Genomic DNA, 17,367 nt, shown 5'->3' with positions numbered 1-17,367 from the left:
GCATCATTCTCGAAAACGTTGCAAGGGAGGACCGCGTGTACACATCGGATTCTGCGCTGCTCGCCTTCCGGGAGGCCCGCCACACGTTCATCGACGGCTCACGGATCGACATGGGCGCGTTGGCTGCCGCACTCGGCGTGGACCGCACGTCACTGTTCCGGTGGGTGGGCAACCGTGACCGGTTGCTGTCCGAGATCCTGTGGTCCCTCGCAGTCCCGACGCTCGACCGGGCGTCCCGCGCTGCCGACACGATCGGGTCGTCCGGAGCGGCGCGCATCGTCGACGTGCTCGACCGGTTCACCGCCGACCTCATCGAGGCCACCTACTTCCGCGCCTTCCTGACCCGCGAGCCCGCGCGGGCGATGCGCCTGCTGACCACCTCGGAGAGCGACGTGCAGAGCCGGTTCGTCGAGCGGGTCACCGCGCTCGTGGTCGAGGAGCAGTCGTCCGGCGAGTTCGATCCGGCCCCGCTGTCCGCCGAGGAGCTCGCCCGGCTGCTCGTCCGGATCTCAGAGTCGTTCACCTACGCTGAGTTCATCTCCGGTGAGGCCCCCGACCCCGTCCGGGCACGCGCCGCGTTCGAGTACGTGCTGCGCCCCGCCGCCGATCACGCCACACCCGCACCTCCGATCGGAGACCGATGACCATCGACGAGTACCCGTTCCGCCGCCTCTACCCCACGCGCTGGAACGACAACGACATGTTCGGGCACGTCAACAACACGATCTACTACTCGGCGATGGACAACGCGTCGACGTACTGGTTCCGCGAGGAAGCGGGCCTCGACCCGTTCTCGTCGGAGTGGATCGCCGTGCTGGTGTCGTCGAGCTGTCGGTTCGTCGAGTCCGCCGTCTGGCCAGACGTCATCGAGGTCGGGATGCGGTCCAAGCACCTCGGCAACACGAGCCTGTCGTGGGAGTTCGGCCTGTTCCGTCAGTCCGACGGCGCCCTGCTCGCCACCGGCGAGTTCGTGCACGTGATCATCGACCGCGAGGGCGCCCGCCGACCGATCCCCCTGCCTTCGGCGCTCCGCGAACTCGTGACCGGCACGATGGTCGCCCACGAGCCCGCCGTCGCCGACTGACAGCGCGCACGACGCCCGGTCAGGGGCGGTAGTCGTCGCGGCTCGGCTGGTTCAGCCGCGCCGCGAGGTCGTCGCCCGCGGGCTTCCCGCCGTTCAGGGTTCCGAGCACCTTCGCGATGGTCGACAAGACGAAGCCGATCCCCCGGCCGATGGCGTGTGCGAAGCGCATGACGTCCCCTCTCGTCACCCCATGCTAGCCCGCGGCCCGAGGACTGCTCAGGACTTGAGGGCTGCGAGCTCGAGGTTGATGTCGTCCGGATCCTGCACGGACAGGATCACCATGCCGGCGTCCCCGAGGTCGGTCACCTCGCCGTGCTCGACCCCCGCGGCATCGAGACGTGCAGCCGCCTGGTGCAGCTCGTCGACCGACCCCACGACGAAGCTCACGTGGTCGAGTCCCACCGTGTCCGGGTTGAACGTCTGCCCCGCCGGAGCGACCGGGCGCAGGCCGAAGACCTGATCGCCGAGCTGGAAGACGGATCCGCCGTAGAAGCGCTCGCGGTCCTCGCGCACGCCGGGCTCGTCGACCTGGTCGCTGAAGTCGATGGCCGGATCGGTGCCGAGCAGCTGCTGGTAGAACGCCTTGCTGCGGTGGATGTCGGTCACGGTGACGCGGACGTGGGCGAGGGCGGTCGGGCGTGCGAACGGTTCGGTCATGGTGGAGCTCCTCCGGGTTCGACCCGACGCAGGGCCGTCGGGTGGGCGCCGTGGTTGCGACGCGCACCCGAGGCAACCCCTGCCGCCTCGGTGCAGCCCGACAGCGTGCGGCGACCGGACAGCGGCGCTGGACCCGAACGCCAGCGCCGCGGTCCGGTCAGATGAGTTCGTCGGTCAGGTGGTTCGGCGTGCCGAAACGGTGCGCCGTGATCGAGACCGCCTGCTCACGGACGAACGGCAGGATCTCGAGCCGACCGGCTTCGGTCACCGGGCCGCCGTACACCGCGACGTCGGGACGCCCGCCGATCGCCGAGTACAGCGCCGAGGTGTCACCACCGATGAGCCGGACACGGGTCGACGGCCCCGCGGCGATCGACGACGCGAAGGCTTCGTCGGAGACCGAGTGCGACAGGGAGCGCACGACCGGCAGCGCCCGGATGGCCGAGGCGACGGACGACGGCAGCGCCCCGACCGTCGACACCTCGATCGACGTGCCGGCTCGGAGTGCAGCAGCGACGACGCGCACGAGCTCGACCACCGAGGCGTCAGCGTCGGAGTCGGCAACCGCAGCGAGCCGCACCTGCACCGACGGGAACGGCAGGTACCGCGCGATGTTCCGCTCGGCGCTGAGAGCCGAGACGTCGGTCGCGGTGCCGAACAGCGTCGACCAGGCCTGCTCGTCCGACGCCAGCGACCGGTCGAGCACCGGCGAGGTGACCCCGGTCGCCCGGACGAAGGCGCTGACCGGAGCGGAAGGAACGGACGCAGCAGTCGACAGAGCAGGCGCCCACGACCCGAGCCCGAGCAGGTAGTTCAGCCCACCGGCCTTCGTGCCCGCGCCGACGGCAGACTTCTTCCAGCCACCGAACGGCTGCCGACGGACGATGGCGCCCGTGATGCCGCGGTTGACGTAGAGGTTGCCCGCCTGGATCCGCCCGAGCCAGGTGCCGATCTCGGCCGGGTCGAGCGAGTGCAGACCCGAGGTCAGGCCGTAGTCGACCTCGTTGACGATGTCGATCGCCTCGTCGAGCGAGTCCGCGGTCATCATGCCGAGGATCGGGCCGAAGTACTCGGTGCGGTGGAACTCCGAGCCGCGGCGGACGCCCTGTCGGACACCCGGGCTCCAGAGCTTCCCCGAGTCGTCCAGTCGCGCAGGCTCGACGGCCCAGGTCTCCCCCGCACCGAGCGTCGTCAGGCCGGCGAGCAGCTTGCCCGAGGCCGGCTCGATGATCGGGCCCATCTGCGTCGCGGCGTCGGTCGGGTAGCCGACGGTGAGCGAGGACACGGCGTCGAGGAGCTGGTTGCGGAAGCGCTTCGACTTCGCGACCGAGCCGACCATCACCACGAGCGACGCGGCCGAGCACTTCTGGCCGGCGTGCCCGAAGGCCGAGGCGACGACGTCCTTCACCGCGAGGTCGAGGTCCGACGACGGGGTGACGATCACGGCGTTCTTGCCCGAGGTCTCGGCGAGCAGCGGCAGGTCAGAGCGGAACGAGCGGAACAGCTCGGCGGTCTCGTAGGCACCGGTGAGGATCACCTGGTCGACCATCGGCGAGGCGATGAGCTGCTGGCCGAGCTCGTTCTCGGACACCTGCAGGAACGCGAGCACGTCGGCCGGGGCGCCGTGGGCGTCGAGCGCGGTCTCGATGATCGAGGCGAGGACGGCTCCGGAGCGCTCGGCGGGCGGCGCCGGCTTGAGGACGACGGCGGACCCGGCAGCGAGTGCGGCCAGGGTCGAGCCGGCGGGGATCGCGACCGGGAAGTTCCACGGCGGTGCGACGAGCGTCAGTGTGGCCGGGGTGAAGGTCGCACCGTCGAGGTCGTCGAGGTGGGACGCGAGCGAGCCGTAGAAGTGCGCGAAGTCGATCGCTTCGGACACCTCGGGGTCGGCCTGGTCGATGGTCTTGCCGGTCTCCGCGGCCATGACCTCGATGAGTGCTGCGCGGTTCGCCTCGAGTGCGTCGCCGACGGCGTGCAGCACCGCGCCACGAGCGGCACCGGACCAGGTCCCCCAGACCGCACCGGCGGCCTGGACGCGAGCGAGCGCCGAGTCGAGTGACGCGGCGGAGTCGACCCGGGCCTCCTGGACGGCGCGGACGCCGAGCGTCGACGACGCGATCCGGTCCGTGATCGCGGACCCCCACTGGCGCACCGACGCGACCGACGGGTCGCTGTCCGGCGTGTTCTCGAACCGGCCGGGCCCTGGGCGTCCGACGGCCGCGTAGCGGTCGGCGACGCGGTGGGACGCGGGAGCGGCGAGGCCCTCGGGCGTGGCGAGCGGCACGAGTGAGGCGCGGAACCGCTCTTCTTCGCGGGCGAACAGCGGCGGTGAGGACACCAGCGAGAAGACCGCCGACATGAAGTTGTCCTGCGAGGCGCCTTCCTCGAGGCGACGGATCAGGTAGGCGATCGCGACGTCGAACTCGCCGGGGTGCACGACCGGCGTGTACAGGAGCAACGAACCGACGGTGCGGCGGACGGCTTCGGCCTGGCCCTGCGCCATGCCGAGCAGCATCTCGAACTCGATGCCGTCCCGAACGCCCCGTTCGCCGGCGAGCAGCCAGGCGTGCGCGACGTCGAACAGGTTGTGCCCGGCGACACCGACGCGGACGTTCTCGACGCGCGACGGGGTGAGCGCCCAGTCGAGCACGCGCTTGTAGTTGGTGTCGGAGTCCTGCTTGGTGTGCCAGGTGGCGAGCGGCCAGCCGTGCACCGAGGCCTCGACCTGCTCCATCGGCAGGTTCGCGCCCTTGACCAGGCGGACCTTGATGCCGGCACCACCACGGGCCCGGCGAGCGGCGGACCACTCCTGCAACTGCTCCATCGCGGCGAGGGCGTCGGGCAGGTACGCCTGCAGGACGATGCCGGCTTCGAGCCCGAGGAACGCAGGCTCGTCGAGGAGCTTCGTGAAGACCGCGATCGTCAGGTCGAGGTCCTTGTACTCCTCCATGTCGAGGTTGATGAACTTCGCCGGGGTCGAGGCCGCGGCGCGCTCGAACAACGGGCGGAGCTGCTCGACGATGTCGTCGACGGCGTGGTCGAACGCCCACGGCGAGTGCGGGTGCACGGTCGACGAGACCTTGATCGACACGTAGTCGACGTCGTCGCGCGCCAGGAGCTTGTGCGTGCCCTCCAGCCGGCGTGCGGCCTCGCGCTCGCCCAGCACGGCCTCGCCGAGCAGGTTCACGTTGAGGCGGACGCCGTCCCGCTTGATCTTCGCGATCGCCGGGCCGAGCTTCGAGTCGGTCGCGTCGACGATGAGGTGGCCGACCATGCCGCGCAGCACCCGGCGGGCGATGGGCACGACGACACCGGGCAGCACCGGTGCCATGCCGCCACCGAGGCGCACGAGTCCTCGCATCGCGGCGGGCAGGAACCCGGGGGCGCCGGGCGCGATCTGCCGGAGCTTGCGCGCGGCGACGGCCAGGTCTTCCGGGCGGACGACGCCGTCCACGAAGCCGACCGCGAAGTCCAGACCGGCGGGGTCGGCGAGCACCCCGGCGAGCTGCTTGGCGGAGCCGTCCACCGGGAACGACTCGGCCTCGGCCAGCCACTGTCGGACGAGTGCGACGGACTGGTCCGCCAGCGCGTCGTGGTCGGTGGCGGGGTGCTCCTGCAGGGTCGTCATGGGATCAGTGTGGAGGCCCGGGATACGGTAGCGGAAGCGACCGTTCCTGATGGGTACCGTTCAGTTGCACTACCGAATCCGCCGCGACCCCGCTACCGTCAGACCATGCTCGACGTCCGCCGCCTGGTCTTGCTCCGCGAGCTGTCGATCCGCGGCACGATCGCCGCCGTCGCCGAGGCCATGAACTTCACGCCGTCGGCGGTCTCGCAGCAGCTCAGCGCCCTGGAACGCGAGGCCGGCGTGCAGCTCCTCCGAAAAGCCGGACGACGGTTGCAGCTCACCCCCCAGGCCGAGGTGCTCGTCGCCGCCGCTGGCCACGTGCAGGACGTGCTCGAGCAGGCCCAGGCGCAGGTCGAGGACACCCTGCCGTCGGTTCAGGGCCGGGTGCGCGTCGCCGTGTTCCAGTCCGCCGCCCTCGCGCTGATGCCCAACGCCCTGCACGAGATGGCCACCGAGCACCCCGACGTCCGGGTGGAGATGGTCCAGCGCGAGCCGGAGACCGCCCTGAACGAGACGTGGGCGCGGGACTTCGACATGGTCATCGCCGAGCAGTACCCGGCGCACGCCGCCCCGCACCTGTCCGGGCTCGACCGCTCGGACCTGACCACCGATGCGGTCCGGCTGGCGCTGCCGCCGCTCGACACGGCGCTGCTGCCGGTCTCGAGCCTCGAGGACGCCGAGGCCCTGCCGTGGGTGATGGAACCGCGCGGGACGGCCTCGCGGCACTTCGCCGAGCAGGTGTGCCGACGCTGGGGCTTCGAGCCGGACGTCCGCTACGAGACCGCCGACCTGCAGACCCAGATCCGACTGGTCGAGTCCGGCAACGCCGTCAGCCTGATGCCGGACCTGATGTGGACCGGACGCACGACGACCTGCCGGCTGCTCGAACTGCCCGAGCAGCCCCGCCGGACGATCTTCACCGTCGTGCGCGCCGCCGGGGCGTCCTCGCCCGCGGTCCGTGCGCTGCGCGCAGCACTCGAACGCGCCGCGGCGGCCGTCGGCGACTGACGGCCGCGTCCCCGATCCGGCTGACTGCACCGAGACCGAACCGAGACCTGACGGGCCGTCAGGATCGCGGGATCGACGACATCTCCTTGGTGAGGGCACTTCTCGGTGCCCCGTCCGGTATCCGAGGGGGATCCCATGAGTCAGCCCTGCACGTCCACCACGCGTCGCGTCGCCGCGATCGGCGCCGCCGTCGCCATCGTCGCCGCCTCGTCGGCCCTCGGCATCGGCGCCACGACCGCCGTCGCCGCCGAGGGACCGACCGCGACCAGCACCGCGACACCGGCGGCGACGAGCGCCGCGACACCGGCGGCGACGAGCGCCGCGACACCCGCCGCGTCCGCCTCGCCCGAGACGCCCGTCCCGACCGACACCCCCGAGGAGCAGCCAGGAGGCATGACTCCCGATCCGACGCCGGCTCCCGCCGACGAGTCGGAGACCCCACTGCCCGCTGCGCCCGCCGCCGACGACGGCAGCGACCTCGCGTTCACGGAGCCGTCGACCGCGGACTCCCCGCTCGCCCTCACCGCGACAGCCGGCACCCCGTTCTCGCACACCTTCGAGACCACCGGCGGCAACGGCACCGTGGGCTACGCCATCCAGGACGCCCCGTCAGCGGCGTACAGCGTCAACGTGGAGACCGGTGTCCTGAGCGGCACCCCGACAGAGGCCGGCACGTTCGACTTCGAGGTCGTCGCGTTGAGCGGCTCGACCCAGATCACCGAGTACGTGGAGCTCACCGTCTCCCCGGGTGCCCCCGTGGGCGTGACGTTCGGGGTCGCCACTCCCGACCACGACGGACTCTGGCAGGTCGACGCCGACGGCACGATCTGGGAGCAGGCTGCCGGGCAGGGCCGAGTCCGCATCGTGCCGGACATCCCCGTCGCCGAGGACACCCCGCTCACCCTCGCCGGGCTCGCCGTCGACGCCTACGGCAACCGGACCACCCCCGGCGGTGACGACGACTACCCGCGGTCGACGGTCACCAGCACGGACGACTCCGACGTGGCGACGTGGAACGACGGAGACTCCTCGACGACCGTGACCTTCGGCGGGATCGGTACCCGGACCGTGACGGTCTCGGAGGGCGGCGTCTCCACGGCGTTCGACGTGGTGGTCGGGGTCGAGGGCACCGGCGAACCCGCGGCTCCGGACACCATCACGTTCGACGAGCAGTCGACGCCGGAGTCCCCGATCCGCATCGAGACGATCGCGGGCGAGCAGGTCGAACGTACCTTCACCGCCACCGGGTCCTCGAGCGAGCTCCACTACGTGCTGCTGACCGGCGCGACCGCGTTCCCCGTCCCGGGCAACGAAGCCCCGATCGCGCCGCTCGGGCTCTCCGTCGGTGACACGAGCGGGGTCCTGAGCGGCGCCCCGACGGTGGCCGGTGAGTACGACTTCCAGGTCATGGCGATGAACGGCTCCCGGGCGGCCACGCAGTACGTCCACCTGTCCATCCGTCCGGCCGCCACCGAGGAACTCAGCCTGCTCGTCGGGACGATCGGGTCTCCCAGGGGCTGGCTCCGCGACGGCCAGGGGCTGCGCGAGATCTTCGCGGAGAGCGGGGAGTCGATCCCGTTCGACGCGGTCCCGGTAGCCCAGGGGGCGACGATGGCCATCCGCGTGACGGCGCTCGACGCGTTCGGGAACAGCACGCAGGAGTCGGACGGCGCGCAGCCCGTCGTCACGAGCACGGTGTCGAGCGACGAGGTCTCGCTCCCCCACGGCCCGTGGGAGCCCCGCGTCGCGTTCCCGCACGCGTCGCCGCACACGATCACGGTCGCACTCGGTGACGTCTCTACCTCGTTCGACGTGGACGTGCAGCCCGCGGCCGGCACCAGTACCCCGACCGCCGGTACCGGCACCCTCGCGTTCACGGGAGCGGAGACGTCCGGCCCGCTCGCCTGGGCGCTCGGCCTGCTGGCCGCCGGCGGCGGCCTGCTCGTCCACCGCCTGCGTCGCCGACGCGCTTGACGCGGTGGACCGCGCCGGATGACGGACGGGAGGCCCGTGGCGGATCCGCCACGGGCCTCCCGTCCGACGCGGGTTCCCGCACGGACCCCCCAACCATGGTCACATTCCGGTCACCGACGCCTGAACGGCCACGCAGCCCCGCTACGATCCGAACAGGCCGAAACTCTCGGCAGATTCTTACGATCCGGCCACCCAGCCGGACCTGAACATGGGGGGAACCCGTGCACCGCAGCACCTCCGCCGTTCGTCGCGCTTGCGCCGTCGGCACCACCGTCGCACTCGTCGGTCTGACCACCGGCCTCGGCATCATGTCGGCGACTGCCGCCAGCGCCGTCGAGCCGACCGACTCGACGCAGCCCGTCACCTCGAACGAGACCACGGCCCCCGTCGCGACGGAGACGCCCGCACCGACCGACGAGCCGTCGGTCCCCGCGGACGAGGACACGGAGACCCCGGCTCCGACCGCGACGCCGACCCCGGACGTCACCACGAAGGCCGCCGACGCGACCGTCACCATCGACGGTGCAGCCAAGGTCGGCACGCTCCTGAGCGCCGTCGTCACCGGCTTCGACGAGGACTCCTCGTACAAGTACGTCTGGGCTGACCAGGACCGCAACGTCCTGTCGAAGACGGCGACCTACCGCATCGACCCCACCGACGTGCGCAAGACGATCACCGTCACGGTGACCGGCACGCTGCCCGGCGCCACGGACACCACCTCGGTGACCTCCGACGCGACGGCGCCCGTCAGCCAGACCCCCGCCTTCCTCGGTGAGGACGGCAAGCCGACGAAGGCCGGCGCCGACGCCGACCACCCGCTCGAGCTGAGCACCGCCGCCGGCGATGCGTTCTCGCACACGTTCCGCGCGCAGGGCTTCCCGGAGCCGACGTACAAGCTCGCCTGGTTCTCGGAGTTCGACGAGGAGCTGTACTCGGACGACGACGAGGCCGGCACGCCCGACGACCAGCTCCCGGACGGCATCACGTTCGACGCCTCCACCGGTGAGCTCAGCGGTGTCTCGACGGATGCGTCTGACTGGACCTTCGCGGTCACCGCGACGAGCGGCACCGAGACCGTCACGCAGTACGTCGACCTGACCGTCGAGGCCGCTGCGCCGCTCGGCATCATCGTCTTCACGACCGACCGTGCCGGTGCGTTCGACTTCAACGACGAGGACACGAGCACCCGGACCAGCTGGATCATCGACCCGGAGGGCACGGTGTACACCGAGACCATCACGGGCGACGGCGAGGGTGGCTACACCGGCAACGAGATCCAGGGCGGCCGACCGACCATCAAGCAGGGTGGCACGCTCGTCGTCGCCGGCGGCCTGGTCGACCGGTTCGGCAACGAGGTCACCGACGACAACCAGGACTCGATCGTCCCGACCGTCACCTCCGACGTCGCCAGCGACGTCATCGCGCCGGACCCCGACCTGGACTTCTTCGGTTTCGTGAACGTCACGTTCCCGCACGCGTCGATCCACAACCTGTCCGTCTCGGCCGGTGACTTCACCACCTCGTTCGCGGTGGACGTCCAGCCGACCGCCGTCCCGACCGTCCCCGGTGTGGCCACTCCGGTCACCCCGGTCCCCGCGGCCGCACCGGTCACCCCGACGAACCGTGGCGGCCAGCTCGCCTACACGGGTTCGGACGCCACCGGCGCCCTGCCCTGGGCCCTCGGCCTGCTCGTCGCCGGTGCCGGCCTGATCGGTGCCCGCACCCTGCGCCGTCGCCGCGCACAGCGCTGACGGACGACCAGCGCTGATGTACGACCAGCGCTGACGGTCCCCGTCGTCTCCCGTCCGTCGCGTGCCCGCGTGACGGACGGGAGGCCCGGCTCGGCCCCGCCTGTCCCCTCCCCGGGGCGGCGGGGCCGTTTCCGTCCCACCGTCGGTAGCGTGGGCCCCATGCCCACGCTGCTGCACATCGACTCCTCGGCCGACCTCTCCCACTCCCGTTCGCGCGCGCTGACCGCCGCGTTCGCCGATGCCTGGCGCGCACGCGGACCGGAGTACACGGTGGTCCGCCGCGACCTGCACGTCGACCAGCTCCCGCACCTCGAGACCTCGGCGCTGCACTGGGCGGCAGCGGACCGCACTGCGGACGAGTCCGTCGCTCCCGAGGCCGAGGCACTGCGCCAGGAGGTCATCGACGAACTCCTCGCCGCCGACGTCGTGGTCGTCGGGTCCCCGCTGTACAACTACACGGTGCCGTCGACGCTCAAGGCCTGGATCGACCGCATCCACATCCCCGGGGTCCTGGCGGGCGACGTGCAGCCCCTGGCCGGCCGTCCGGTCGTGACCGTGGTCAGCCGCGGTGCGACGTACGACGCTGGCACCCCGACCGAGGACTGGGACCACGGCTCGCCGGTCCTGCACCTCATCCTCGGCACGGCGCTCGGCATGAAGCTCTACCCGATCACGGTCAGTGCGACCCTGGCCGACCGGCTGCCCGACCTCGCCCCGCTCGCCGAGCACGCGTCCGCCGAGCTCGCCGACGCGAAGACGACGATCGAGCGCCTGGCCACCACGCTCGGCTGACGTCAGGACGCGAGCGGTCAGGCGGGACGGACCTCGCCGGACCGGCCGAGCAGCTCGGCGTGGAACGCCGTCTGCGTCAGCGCGCTCGCGAGCAGGAACCCGGTCATCGACTCGATCCCGCCGCTGAACGGCACGCGTGCGGCGACCTCGAACAGCGTCGGCCGGTCGAGCACGTCGAGCGCTTCGGTGACGTGCCGTGAGCGCTCTTCGCGGTGCCGGGCCAAGGTCTGCGCGCGGATGACGACGTCGGCGAACCGGTACTCGTGGCCCGGGCAGACCTCGAGCCCGGCGTACACGTCGAGTCGGCCGAGCGACGCCAGGTAGTCGCCGAGCGGGTTCGTGGTGGTCCGACCGCCGAGACCGATCCCGGAGTTGATCCGTGGCAGCACGTGGTCACCGGTGAAGAGCAGCCCGTCCGCCTCGTCGACGAAGCACACGTGCCCGGCGGTGTGCCCGGGCGTCCAGAGCGTCCGGATGGTGCGACCGGGGATCGGCAGCACGTCGCCGTCGGCCAGCAGCAGGTCGGCGTACGGCGCCTCGCTCCGCCCGAGCCCGATCCGTCGCCCGCTCCCCCAGGCCGCGACCACGCCGTCGTGCAGGTGCTGCGGCAGGCCCCACGTGGCGATGTCGGCGTCGTTCTGCACCGTGTCGGTGCGCTCACGGTCCAGGGCGGCGACCTCGAGCCCGTGCATCGCGACCCGCGCACCGGTCGCTCGACGGACCGCGGCGGCGGCTCCGAGGTGGTCGGCGTGCAGGTGCGTCACGGCGACGAGGGACACGTCGTCGAGCGACCGGCCGATCGCCGACAGTGCGGCGCGGACCTCGTCCAGCCCGCCGTCGGCCGACCACCCCGGGTCGATCAGCGCGAGGGACCCGTCCGACCCCTCCACCACGTAGACCAGGGTCGCGTCGGGCACCCCGAACCCGAACGGCACCGCGAAGGTCCAGATCCCCGGCCGGACCTGCTCGACGGGCGGCAGGACGCCGTCGCGGAGCGCGGCGGCCTGCACGGGGCTGATCGGTTCCGGAGCCGGCGCTGCCGACGGGGGCACGGTCGTCACCCGCACCACACTACTGACGCGAGCCGACCTGCCCAGCGCTCTCCGGGCCTCCCGGCCGCACTTCGTGAGCAGAAGGTGTCGGGTCGTCGCGCCGGACCCGACCCTTCCTGCTCACGAAGCGAGGGACCGCCCGAGTAGACACGACGCATGGAGATCGCACCGATGCTGGCCAAGGCCGTCGCCGACGTCCCGGAACCCGACAGCGTGACCGGTGGCCTGCGGTACGAACCGAAGTGGGACGGCTTCCGCGGCATCGTGACGATCGACGGCGACGACGTCGAGATCGGCAGCCGCGGGGCGAAGCCGCTCACGCGCTACTTCCCCGAACTCGTCGAGGCCTTCCGCGCGCAGTTCGGTGGCCGCGACCACCCGGTGGTGCTCGACGGCGAGGTGATCCTGCGCTCCGGCGAACCCGGAGCCGAGCGCCTCGACTGGGAGGCGCTGTCCCAGCGCATCCACCCGGCTGCCTCGCGGATCGCGAAGCTCAGCGCTGAGACGCCCGCGCAGTTCGTCGCGTTCGACCTGCTCGCGGCGGACGGCGACGAGCTGGTCGACCTGCCGTTCGACGAACGACGTGACCGGCTGGAACAACTCGCGAGCGGTATGTCCGAACCGCTGTTCGTCACGCGCACCACGCTCGACGTCGACCAGGCCCGCGAGTGGCTCACCACCTTCGAGGGCGCCGGACTCGACGGCGTCGTCGCCAAGCGCCGGGCCAAGCCGTACGAACCCGGCAAACGGACGATGCTCAAGATCAAGCACCACCGCACTGCCGACGTCGTCGCGATCGGGTACCGCGTGCACAAGAGCGGCTCGGGCGTCGGGTCGCTGCTCGTCGGGCTGTACGGCGACGACGGCGAGCTCCGCCAGGTCGGCGGCGTCTCCGCCTTCTCCGACAAGCGCCGGCTCGCCCTGGTCGACGAGCTCGAGCCCGTCGTGCTCCGCGATGCGGACGGGAGGCCCGTCACCGGTGACGGGGAACGCTCGCGGTTCTCGTCGGGTCGCGACACGTCGTTCGTCCGGCTGGCGCCGGAGGTCGTGCTCGAGGTCCGGTACGACCAGATGGAGGGCGACCGGTTCCGGCACACGGTGCAGTTCGAACGGTGGCGTCCGGACCGCGACGCGGAGTCGTGCGGGTTCGACCAGCTCGAGGTGCCGTCGGCGTACGACCTGCGGGATGTCCTTTCCTGACGCGTGGTTGTCCGTTTTTCGTCGTCTTCCCGGTGATCGCAGGAAAGTAGTTAGCCGAACTAGCGAAACGCTGCCACGATGGTGATCAGCACCACGAGGCACCCATCCCGGGAGCCCCAGGACCGAAAGCGGATCGACATGAGCACCAGCACGCTTGTCCGCCACTCGCAGCGGAACCCCTTCACCGAGGTACGCGAGGCACGCCGCCAGCGCACCCTGCAGCTCAGTGCGGTCATCAGCGCCATCGCCGGCGTGACCGCCACCGCGCTCGCACTCGTCACGATCGGCCTGGGCTCGTGATCGTCGACGGCATCAGCGACGCGCACCGCGCCACCTGGTCGCGCCTGACCCGCCTGCACACCGCGAGCGTCGGGCTGCCGATGCAGACGTCGCGCGTCGACGACCCCGACCGCTCGACGGACACCCTGCCCTCCGTCTGACGGTCCCCGCTGACCCGACTCAGGGTTTCTTGGCTCGGGACGGTTGCACACGCGGCGGCTCGCCGGGCATCTTCGGGAAGTCCGGCGGGAACGGCAGTTCACCCTCGCCGTTCTCCAGGTCGCGATCCCACCACGCCAGCAGCGGCGCGATGCTCGCCGGCTCGTCGTGCATCGCCTGCCACGGGTCGCCGATCGTCGCCAGGCGCTCGGGGACGGTCCGGATCGTGAACGTCGTCGGGTCCGCAGTCGGTAGCTCGTCCCACGTGATCGGCGTCGACACCGAGGCGTGCGCCAGGGCCCGTGGGCTGTAGGCACCGGCCATCGTCCGGTCACGGTTCGCCTGGTTGAAGTCGACGAAGACCCGCTGCCCTCGCTCCTCCTTCCACCACGCCGTCGTGACCCGGTCGGGCATCCGCCGTTCGAGTTCTCGGGCGGCCGCGATCACGGCGTGCCGGACGTCGAGAAACTCGTGCTCGGGGGCGATCGGGGCGAACACGTGCAGACCGCGGTTGCCGCTCGTCTTGATCCACGCCGTCAGACCCGCTTCGTCCAGGACCTTCCGGAGTTCCTGCGCCACGGGCACCGTGTCCGAGAAGTCCGTGCCGGGCTGCGGGTCGAGGTCGATGCGGAGCTGGTCCGGGTGGTCGCTGTCCTCGGCGCGCGAGGCCCACGGGTGGAAGACGACGGTGTTCATCTGCGCGGCCCACACCGCGACGGCCGGCTCGTCGATCACGAGCTGCGGGTGCTTCCGGCCGCTCGGGTACGTCACCGTGACCGACCGCACGTAGTCGGGCGCACCCTTGGGCGGGTTCTTCGAGAAGAACTGCTCGCCGTCGACGCCGCCGGGGAACCGCTGCAGCGAGATGGGGCGGTCGCCGTTCGCGCGGACGAAGGCGCCGCCCACCGTCACCAGGTACTCGGCGAGGTCGGCCTTGGTGATCCCGGCGTCCGGCCAGAGCACGCGGGACGGGCTGCTGATCCGGACCTCGCGGTCCCCGTCGGGACCGGGCACCCGCACCGTCGTCGCTTCGCTCGCCATGCAGCGGAAGGTACTCGGTGCACGATGGACGGGTGAGCGCGTACCTCGGAGTGGACCTGGCGTGGGGGCTCGGCACCGCGAGCCGCGCCCCGAACGAGACCGGACTGGTCGCGATGGAGGCCGACGGCACGATCACCCACGCCGGATGGGCCCGCGGGGTCGACGACGTCACGACCTGGATCGCGGCGCACCTCGGGCCACAGTCGCTCATCGCCGTCGACGCCTCGCTCGTCGTGACGAACCCGACCGGCATCCGCGAATCCGAACGGCAGGTCGGGCAGCGCTACGGCCGGTGGAAGGTGGCGGCGAACCCGACGAACCAGGCCTCTGCGGCGAGCGCCGGCGCCCACCTGCTGGACCGGCTCACCGTGCTCGGCGTCGAGTACGTGTCCGACACGGCGTCGATGCGCGCCAGGACCGGGCCGGCGATGTTCGAGTGCTACCCGTACACGACCCTCGTCGGGGTGGAGGAACTCGGGTACGACGTCGAGCGCCCCCGCTACAAGCGCCTGGACCTCAGGGTGCCGGCCGCCGAAGCCCGGGCGCGCCGGGCCGAGGCCTTCGACGAGCTCGTCCGGCGCCTGCGCGAGACCCCGCTCGACCCGCCGTTGCAGCTCAACTCGCATCCGCTGACTGCCGGCCTCGCCGACCCGTCAGTGCTGCACGGTCCGACGCACAAACACCGCGAGGACCTGCTCGACGGTGCCCTGTGTGCCTGGACGGCGGCGTTCTGGGAGCGTCACGGCGACCAGCGCGTGCAGATCTTGGGAGGTGATCCGGGCCTCCCGTCCGACCCGGTGGACGAGGCGGGCCGCCGGCCCGCCGTCGTGGCGCCTGCGCGCCCGTCGCAGCGGGGCACGCGCGGCTAGGGTTGACCGGTGAGCACGACGAGCGAACCCCTGCACATCGGGCTGGTGTCGCTGCACACCTCCCCCGGAGACGAACCCGGCTCGGGCGAGGTCGGCGGCATGAACGTCGTCGTCCGACACCAGGCCGAGGCGCTGGCCGATCGTGGCCACCACGTCGACATCATCACGCGGCGTTCGGCGCCGACGCAGCCGGACTCGGTCTCGCTCGTGCCCGGTGTGTGCCTGCGGTTCCTGTCGGCGGGTCCGGCGGAGCCGGTGCCGAAGGGCGAGCACGACGCGTTCATCGAGCCGTTCCGCCACGAGCTCGAGCAGCTCGGGCCGTTCGACGTCCTGCACTCGCACCACTGGTTCTCCGGTGCCGCTGCCCTGCCGGTCGCCCGTGAGCGTGGCATCCCCCACGTGCAGTCCTTCCACTCGATCGCGGCCGACCCCGAGACACCGCTGTCCGAGGGTGAGCGGCCGGAGTCCGCCGGGCGCATCACGGGCGAGCAGCAGCTGGCGCGTGCGTCCGACGCGGTCGTCGTGGTGTCCGAGGCCGAGGCCTCGACGGTCCGGACGCGGCTCGGCGGTGCCGACGCGCGCATCTGGATCGTGCCGCCCGGGGTCGACGGGTCGGTCTTCCGTCCGGCGGCCGCCGGTGCGCGCCGGGCCGCCACCCCCTACGTCGTCGCAGCGGCTCGCGTGCAGCCGTTGAAGGGGCTCGACCTGGCCATCGAGGCGATCGCGGGCATCAGCCAGGAGGCCCGTCCCACCTTGGTCATCGCCGGAGACGCTTCGAGCGAGGCGGGTGACTACGTGGACGAACTGCGTCGGCTCGCCGCCGCGCGTGGCATCGCCGACCGCGTCACCTTCATCGGGCCGCAGTCGCGTGCCGACCTGGCGTTCCTGTTCCGTGGCGCGGCAGCCGTGCTGGTGCCGTCGCACTCCGAGACGTACGGCCTCGTGGCACTGGAGGGCTCGGCGTCCGGGGTGCCGGTCGTGGCCGCGGCTGCCGGGGGGCTGCGTGAGGCCGTGGTCGACGGTGAGACGGGTGTCGTGCTCGAGTCCCGTGAGCCGTCGGTGTGGGCTGCCGAGATCGAGCGGATCCTGACCGATTCCGGGTACGCGGCCGCACTGTCCTCGGCCGGGCGGGAGCACGCGGAGCGGCTGAGCTGGGAACGATCGGCTGCGGGGCTCGAGGACGTGTACCGCCGGGTGCTCGGCCGCTCGTGAGCCGCTTCGACGCGTCGAGTTTCTGGGCCGCGCTCGACGCCGTGCCCGTGGAGGCGGACGCCGAGGCGCTGTACGACCTCGGTTCGGCCGAGGGGCGGCTGCGGCGATCGAACCTGCAGCGGTACCTGGAGCAGTTCGGGCCGGCGGCGGACACCCTGCTCGTGGCCGAGGCACCCGGGTGGCGGGGCATGACGAACACGGGCATCCCGTTCACGAGCATGCGCGAGCTCGGGACGGACCGGTTCGGCGCCGACTACCTGGTGCCGCCGGACCCGACAGCCCTGTGGGAGGCCTCATCGCGCGTGGTGCAGGCGGCACTGTCGGACTGGGCCGGGCCGCTCCCCGTGGCGTGGGCGATCTTCCCGCACCACCCGTTCGTTGCACCGGACAGGCTGACGAACCGCACGCCCCGTCCGGCCGAGGTGCGGTGGGGAGCACCCGTCGCACTCGCGCTGCTCGAGGCACTCGGTGGCGTCGACCGGGTCCGGGTCGTCGCCGTGGGTCGGAAGGCCCAGGGTGCGCTCGCGCTGGCCGGCATCGAGGCGATCGCCGTCCGGCATCCTGCGCAGGGCGGCGCGAAGCAGTTCACCGAGCAGTTGCGAGCGTTGGACCGCTCGCTCTAGTTCCCTGAGCCGGCTCGTTCCTCGTGCCGGTTAGTTCC

At 71.8% G+C, this 17,367-nt stretch carries 17 protein-coding genes; 12 read left to right on the top strand and 5 right to left on the bottom strand.

Translation table 11 applies throughout. From position 1 onward, the window contains the following. Window positions 1–35 precede the first annotated feature (35 nt). Both DEJ14_RS07355 and DEJ14_RS07350 read left to right on the top strand, forming a co-directional pair. Window positions 36–644, top strand: a complete 609-nt coding sequence (locus DEJ14_RS07355) for a QsdR family transcriptional regulator (protein WP_111086864.1) — start codon at window positions 36–38, stop codon at window positions 642–644. Further along, window positions 641–1,084, top strand: coding sequence for an acyl-CoA thioesterase (locus tag DEJ14_RS07350; protein WP_111086863.1), 444 nt, complete (start codon window positions 641–643; stop codon window positions 1,082–1,084). The genes DEJ14_RS07355 and DEJ14_RS07350 overlap by 4 nt, the downstream gene beginning before the upstream one ends. Before the next feature lie 19 nt (window positions 1,085–1,103). On the opposite strand, the gene DEJ14_RS07345 is transcribed toward DEJ14_RS07350, so the two are convergent. The 3 genes from DEJ14_RS07345 to DEJ14_RS07335 form a co-directional block, all read right to left on the bottom strand. Beyond that, window positions 1,104–1,253: a hypothetical protein gene (locus DEJ14_RS07345; RefSeq protein WP_181437664.1), complete on the bottom strand. Its 150-nt coding sequence runs from the start codon at window positions 1,251–1,253 to the stop codon at window positions 1,104–1,106. Between the two features lie 47 nt (window positions 1,254–1,300). Next, window positions 1,301–1,741, bottom strand: a complete 441-nt coding sequence (locus tag DEJ14_RS07340) for a VOC family protein (protein WP_111086862.1) — start codon at window positions 1,739–1,741, stop codon at window positions 1,301–1,303. Window positions 1,742–1,898: 157 nt separating this feature from the next. After that, window positions 1,899–5,369 (bottom strand): proline dehydrogenase family protein, encoded by a 3,471-nt coding sequence (locus tag DEJ14_RS07335; protein ID WP_111086861.1) that lies wholly within the window; start codon window positions 5,367–5,369, stop codon window positions 1,899–1,901. Window positions 5,370–5,474: 105 nt separating this feature from the next. Between DEJ14_RS07335 and DEJ14_RS07330 the strand changes: the two genes are divergently transcribed. The 4 genes from DEJ14_RS07330 to DEJ14_RS07315 all read left to right on the top strand — a co-directional run bounded on the left by DEJ14_RS07330 (window position 5,475) and on the right by DEJ14_RS07315 (window position 10,894). Next, window positions 5,475–6,377 carry a LysR substrate-binding domain-containing protein gene (locus tag DEJ14_RS07330; protein ID WP_111086860.1) on the top strand — a complete coding sequence of 301 codons (903 nt, stop codon included), beginning with the start codon at window positions 5,475–5,477 and terminating at the stop codon, window positions 6,375–6,377. 135 nt (window positions 6,378–6,512) lie between these two features. Then, on the top strand, window positions 6,513–8,351 hold the full coding sequence (locus DEJ14_RS07325; protein WP_146249852.1) for a hypothetical protein: 1,839 nt from the start codon (window positions 6,513–6,515) through the stop codon (window positions 8,349–8,351). Between the two features lie 221 nt (window positions 8,352–8,572). Then, a complete protein-coding gene (locus DEJ14_RS07320; protein ID WP_284180439.1) occupies window positions 8,573–10,102 on the top strand; it encodes a putative Ig domain-containing protein in 1,530 nt (509 codons plus the stop codon). A 159-nt stretch (window positions 10,103–10,261) separates the two neighbouring features. Beyond that, on the top strand, window positions 10,262–10,894 hold the full coding sequence (locus DEJ14_RS07315) for an FMN-dependent NADH-azoreductase (RefSeq protein WP_111086856.1): 633 nt from the start codon (window positions 10,262–10,264) through the stop codon (window positions 10,892–10,894). A 17-nt stretch (window positions 10,895–10,911) separates the two neighbouring features. Here DEJ14_RS07315 and DEJ14_RS07310 read toward each other — a convergent pair whose 3' ends face one another. Then, the gene (locus DEJ14_RS07310) at window positions 10,912–11,955 is read right to left on the bottom strand and encodes an MBL fold metallo-hydrolase (RefSeq protein ID WP_181437663.1); all 1,044 of its coding nucleotides are present in this window, start codon (window positions 11,953–11,955) and stop codon (window positions 10,912–10,914) included. A 147-nt stretch (window positions 11,956–12,102) separates the two neighbouring features. Here DEJ14_RS07310 and DEJ14_RS07305 point away from each other — a divergent pair, with 147 nt between their 5' ends. The 3 genes from DEJ14_RS07305 to DEJ14_RS07295 all read left to right on the top strand — a co-directional run bounded on the left by DEJ14_RS07305 (window position 12,103) and on the right by DEJ14_RS07295 (window position 13,586). After that, entirely contained in the window at window positions 12,103–13,146 is a 1,044-nt protein-coding gene (locus DEJ14_RS07305; RefSeq protein WP_111086854.1) for an ATP-dependent DNA ligase, read from the top strand. A 138-nt stretch (window positions 13,147–13,284) separates the two neighbouring features. Further along, a complete protein-coding gene (locus DEJ14_RS07300) occupies window positions 13,285–13,446 on the top strand; it encodes a hypothetical protein (RefSeq protein ID WP_159573681.1) in 162 nt (53 codons plus the stop codon). Continuing rightward, window positions 13,443–13,586, top strand: a complete 144-nt coding sequence (locus DEJ14_RS07295) for a hypothetical protein (protein WP_181437662.1) — start codon at window positions 13,443–13,445, stop codon at window positions 13,584–13,586. Before DEJ14_RS07300 ends, DEJ14_RS07295 begins: the two co-directional genes overlap by 4 nt. Before the next feature lie 19 nt (window positions 13,587–13,605). On the opposite strand, the gene ligD is transcribed toward DEJ14_RS07295, so the two are convergent. Then, complete coding sequence (gene ligD, locus DEJ14_RS07290) at window positions 13,606–14,625, bottom strand: non-homologous end-joining DNA ligase (protein WP_111086853.1); 1,020 nt, start codon at window positions 14,623–14,625, stop codon at window positions 13,606–13,608. A 32-nt stretch (window positions 14,626–14,657) separates the two neighbouring features. On the opposite strand from ligD, the gene DEJ14_RS07285 reads away from it, so the two are divergent. From DEJ14_RS07285 to DEJ14_RS07275, 3 genes are read left to right on the top strand one after another with little or no spacing between them, the layout of a single operon-like run. Further along, the gene (locus DEJ14_RS07285; RefSeq protein ID WP_111086852.1) at window positions 14,658–15,494 is read left to right on the top strand and encodes a DUF429 domain-containing protein; all 837 of its coding nucleotides are present in this window, start codon (window positions 14,658–14,660) and stop codon (window positions 15,492–15,494) included. 9 nt (window positions 15,495–15,503) lie between these two features. Next, a complete protein-coding gene (locus tag DEJ14_RS07280) occupies window positions 15,504–16,706 on the top strand; it encodes a glycosyltransferase (protein WP_111086851.1) in 1,203 nt (400 codons plus the stop codon). Next, the gene (locus DEJ14_RS07275; RefSeq protein WP_111086850.1) at window positions 16,703–17,329 is read left to right on the top strand and encodes a uracil-DNA glycosylase; all 627 of its coding nucleotides are present in this window, start codon (window positions 16,703–16,705) and stop codon (window positions 17,327–17,329) included. The genes DEJ14_RS07280 and DEJ14_RS07275 overlap by 4 nt, the downstream gene beginning before the upstream one ends. The last annotated feature ends 38 nt before the right edge of the window (window positions 17,330–17,367 follow it).

This window comes from Curtobacterium sp. MCJR17_020 (assembly GCF_003234365.2).
GTDB lineage: Bacteria > Actinomycetota > Actinomycetes > Actinomycetales > Microbacteriaceae > Curtobacterium.
The sequence above is the reverse complement of the archived record's forward strand: the minus strand, read 5'-3'. Positions and strand labels throughout refer to the sequence as shown.

Coding starts and splice junctions, on each gene's coding strand:
- DEJ14_RS07340 (WP_111086862.1), bottom strand. CDS start 1,741: ATGACCGAACCGTTCGCACGCCCGACCGCCCTCGCCCACGTCCGCGTC.
- DEJ14_RS07325 (WP_146249852.1), top strand. CDS start 6,513: ATGAGTCAGCCCTGCACGTCCACCACGCGTCGCGTCGCCGCGATCGGC.
- DEJ14_RS07315 (WP_111086856.1), top strand. CDS start 10,262: ATGCCCACGCTGCTGCACATCGACTCCTCGGCCGACCTCTCCCACTCC.
- DEJ14_RS07345 (WP_181437664.1), bottom strand. CDS start 1,253: ATGCGCTTCGCACACGCCATCGGCCGGGGGATCGGCTTCGTCTTGTCG.
- ligD (WP_111086853.1), bottom strand. CDS start 14,625: ATGGCGAGCGAAGCGACGACGGTGCGGGTGCCCGGTCCCGACGGGGAC.
- DEJ14_RS07330 (WP_111086860.1), top strand. CDS start 5,475: ATGCTCGACGTCCGCCGCCTGGTCTTGCTCCGCGAGCTGTCGATCCGC.
- DEJ14_RS07335 (WP_111086861.1), bottom strand. CDS start 5,369: ATGACGACCCTGCAGGAGCACCCCGCCACCGACCACGACGCGCTGGCG.
- DEJ14_RS07350 (WP_111086863.1), top strand. CDS start 641: ATGACCATCGACGAGTACCCGTTCCGCCGCCTCTACCCCACGCGCTGG.
- DEJ14_RS07300 (WP_159573681.1), top strand. CDS start 13,285: ATGAGCACCAGCACGCTTGTCCGCCACTCGCAGCGGAACCCCTTCACC.
- DEJ14_RS07305 (WP_111086854.1), top strand. CDS start 12,103: ATGGAGATCGCACCGATGCTGGCCAAGGCCGTCGCCGACGTCCCGGAA.